This is a genomic window from Gemmatimonas sp. (assembly GCF_041689975.1).
In the GTDB taxonomy this organism is placed as follows: Bacteria; Gemmatimonadota; Gemmatimonadetes; order Gemmatimonadales; family Gemmatimonadaceae; genus Gemmatimonas.
Genome location: NZ_JBDNFF010000133.1, coordinates 1 through 2,711, shown reverse-complemented (window position 1 = coordinate 2,711; position 2,711 = coordinate 1). Strand labels below are relative to the sequence as shown.

The following is a 2,711-nucleotide window of genomic DNA, read 5'->3' as shown; positions in this document are numbered from 1 at the left end:
CGCCCGATCGGGACGGCCGCCGTTCTTGTGTGAGGATCCACTCCTAATCTGCCATCATTCTGACGGCACATATTTTGCGGGCTCAGCTGTGCAGAGAGAAGCTTCTGTTTAGCCGTAGCGCCACCTCCAGACAACAGGATGGTCTCATGAATACGTACACAAGATGTTGGTTGCTGCCGTCGCGATGTCGCTCGCCCCGCTGGCCTCGGCGTCTGCTGGAAACAATGGGCTGACCAAAACCGTGGTCCCTGAGCCTGCGACGTACGTCCTGATGGCTCTCGGCTTGGCCGGCTTGGGCATTGTCGCTCGCCGTCGCCGCAAGTAAGCGAAACTGCGCTGAGCAACGATGCGACGACGCAACGCCCCGGTCGAAAAACTGTGGCGTTGTTCGTTTCGGGCATCGCGGTTTCGCGAGCGCGGCGCAAACAATATGTTGCGGTAGTGATACATAATGTCGCAGCGCCGCACGGTTTCCGCGGCACAGTCCGGTATTGCGTCAGTCGCGGAGGGCCGTTCACTTACGGGATGCGACGCCGTACGAGGACCATTTGGACGACGGGTTGGTGGACTTTTGCTCGAACCCGGCGCGGTCCGTTGTCCCTCATCATTCTCGCGGCGCTGGGTTGCGCCGCGGGTCCGTCGGGATCGACCCCGGCCGACGACCGACGATTCGACGCGCTGGACGCGACGGAGCTCGCCAGCGCGGTGCAACTCACTCGCGCACTGCCGTCGATTGCCAAAGACGCACGGATCGTGTCGGTCACTCTTGAGGAGCCGGCGAAGGGCGCCTTACTGCCAAGCGGCAACGCCCCGCGACAGGCCCGTGTCGTGACGCTCGACATGTCTCGCAATACGACAAGCGAGACGCTGGTCGATGTCTCGGGGAACCGCGTGCTCGACACCCGAGCATACCCGGCGTGCACCCGATGCTCGATGGCGATGATGGAGCGCGGGCTACTTCGGCGACACGACGGAGCGTGGGCGTCTGGTGCGCGCGTTTCCCTCCGTCCAGGAACGACCGCAGGATCCGGCGTTTATGCGACCAATCGAAGGCGTCAGTGCTCTTGTCGACCTGACCACACAACGCGTACTGGCTATTGCTGACGGTGATACCGCACCAGTGTTACCAATGCGCCGCTTTGCTCCCGACGTAGCCCCGCCGGCACTCAACCTTTCGAAGCTCGTCCCTGCTGGCACCGATGTTCGCATGACCGGTGGGACGATTCGGTGGCGGCACTGGCGACTGCATGTCGCCACGCATCCGCGCGAAGGAGTCGTGCTCCATCACGTCGCGTATACAGACGGCGCTCGCGAACGGTCGATGCTCTATCGCGCGTCAGTGTCCGAAATGGTCGTGCCGTACGGCGACTCGGGGCGAGACTGGGTCGTGCGCAATGCGCTCGATGAAGGCGAGCTTGGTCTCGGACACTTCGTTTCATTGCAAGCCAACGTCGACGTGCCCGCCGGCGCGATGTTTCTTAACGCCCTCGCCGTCGACGGCACCGGCATCGTGCGTACCCAACCGCGCGCGGTCGCGGTGTACGAGCGCGACGGAGGGCTGGCGTGGCGATTCGGCACGCAGGCACGCCGTAGTCGCGAACTCGTGGTCGAATGGATTTCGACGCTTGGCAACTACGAGTACGGCTTCGCCTGGACTTTCCACGAAGACGGCGTGATTGAACAGCGCGCGACGCTGATGGGCATCATGTCGGCGAAAGGCACGCGCCGATGGCCGGCGGACTCCGTAACGCGCGCGGACGCCCACGGACAACGTGTGACCGACGTAATCGTGGCGCCGCATCACCAGCACTTCTTCGCCTTTCGGCTCGATACCGACGTGGACGGCGCCGCACACCAGCAGGTGGTGGAGGTCGAGGGACAACCGTCGGCCGCCGACGACCCGCAGGGCGCACACTCGGGCATGCAATGCACGCGTACGCTGCTCATGTCAGAGCGCGCGGCGCAACGATTCACCTCGTCATCGGCAGCGCGGCGTTGGGTCGTCGAGAACACCGCTGTGCGCAATGCCGTGCGCGGCGCCGTTGGGCTGAGTTTGGTGCCGAGCGAGAACGCGCTTCCACTGGCCGACACATCGAGTTGGATTCGCAAGCGCGCCGGTTTTCTAGACGCGCAGTTATGGGTAACACCGTATCGGCGCGACGAATTGTATGCCGCCGGCGACTATCCCAATCAGAGCCGCGGCGGGGCAGGATTGCCGACGTTTACTCGCGGTGACACCTCCGTTCGCGATACCGATGTGGTGCTCTGGTACATCATGGGGATCACGCACTTGCCCAGAGCGGAAGACTGGCCGGTCATGCCGTCGCACGTCGCGGGGTTCAAACCGGTACCGACTGGTTTCTTCTCGTCGAATCCGCTGGTGCGCGACGCGAAATAAGTGACACGGCATGTTCGTGAAGCTACGCCAGATACGCACTTCACGGACCTCGTCCCGGCGCATCTCACAGATCGGGTGCTCGAAGTGTTTGGCAGTACAGATGCCCTCGCGCGCGCCTTCTCAAACAAAGTGGCGAAGAACCGCGTGTGGACAACGCATTTCGATTCAATTCCTTTCGCCGGCCCGACCGAGTGCTGCCGGTCGGATCAAGGCCGGAAAGTCGGTGACGCCTCGTCTCCTGCTTGGCGACGAAGCGTTGCATCTGTTGAGCTACGGCGAGTCGCCGCTGATCGTGGCATTCGCGTCGAGCGTG

3 protein-coding genes are annotated in these 2,711 nt (G+C 63.2%); all 3 read left to right on the top strand.

Annotation, left to right across the window (positions count from 1 at the left end):
- Positions 1 to 163 precede the first annotated feature (163 nt).
- The 3 genes from ACESNG_RS09000 to ACESNG_RS08990 all read left to right on the top strand — a co-directional run bounded on the left by ACESNG_RS09000 (position 164) and on the right by ACESNG_RS08990 (position 2,398).
- On the top strand, positions 164 to 325 hold the full coding sequence (locus tag ACESNG_RS09000; RefSeq protein WP_373063237.1) for a PEP-CTERM sorting domain-containing protein: 162 nt from the start codon (positions 164 to 166) through the stop codon (positions 323 to 325).
- 200 nt (positions 326 to 525) lie between these two features.
- The gene (locus tag ACESNG_RS08995) at positions 526 to 1,104 is read left to right on the top strand and encodes a hypothetical protein (RefSeq protein WP_373063235.1); all 579 of its coding nucleotides are present in this window, start codon (positions 526 to 528) and stop codon (positions 1,102 to 1,104) included.
- Positions 1,037 to 2,398, top strand: a complete 1,362-nt coding sequence (locus ACESNG_RS08990) for a hypothetical protein (RefSeq protein WP_373063233.1) — start codon at positions 1,037 to 1,039, stop codon at positions 2,396 to 2,398. Before ACESNG_RS08995 ends, ACESNG_RS08990 begins: the two co-directional genes overlap by 68 nt.
- Positions 2,399 to 2,711: the final 313 nt, after the last annotated feature.

Bases quoted from the DNA above. Each gene is read 5' to 3' on its own strand.
- ACESNG_RS09000 (WP_373063237.1), top strand. From the start codon at position 164: ATGTTGGTTGCTGCCGTCGCGATGTCGCTCGCCCCGCTGGCCTCGGCG.
- ACESNG_RS08995 (WP_373063235.1), top strand. From the start codon at position 526: ATGCGACGCCGTACGAGGACCATTTGGACGACGGGTTGGTGGACTTTT.
- ACESNG_RS08990 (WP_373063233.1), top strand. From the start codon at position 1,037: ATGCGACCAATCGAAGGCGTCAGTGCTCTTGTCGACCTGACCACACAA.